Origin of the sequence: Klebsiella sp. EMBS2024 (assembly GCF_036233805.1) — a bacterium.
In the GTDB taxonomy this organism is placed as follows: domain Bacteria; phylum Pseudomonadota; class Gammaproteobacteria; order Enterobacterales; family Enterobacteriaceae; genus Klebsiella; species Klebsiella pneumoniae.
Genome location: NZ_JAZARW010000001.1, coordinates 1600589 through 1600843, shown reverse-complemented (window position 1 = coordinate 1600843; position 255 = coordinate 1600589). Strand labels below are relative to the sequence as shown.

The following is a 255-nucleotide window of genomic DNA, read 5'->3' as shown; positions in this document are numbered from 1 at the left end:
TACAACGTGGCGCCAGGGACTAAAGTTTTGCTCCTGAGCGAACGTGACGAGCAGTTGCACCTCGACCCGGTTCACTGGGGTTACGAGCCAGGATGGTGGGATAAACCGCCCTTGATTAATGCCAGGGTTGAGACCGCAGCCAACAGCAGGATGTTTAAACCCCTGTGGCAGCACGGTCGAGCGATCTGCTTTGCCGATGGATGGTTTGAATGGAAGCGAGAGGGAGACAAGAAGCAGCCCTATTTCATCCATCGT

1 protein-coding gene is annotated in these 255 nt (G+C 54.9%); it reads left to right on the top strand.

Annotated features, from left to right (window positions below; all coding sequences use genetic code 11):
• A partial coding sequence (locus tag VZP09_RS07190; RefSeq protein WP_328794997.1) for an SOS response-associated peptidase family protein occupies nt 1-255 on the top strand: 255 nt, incomplete at both ends.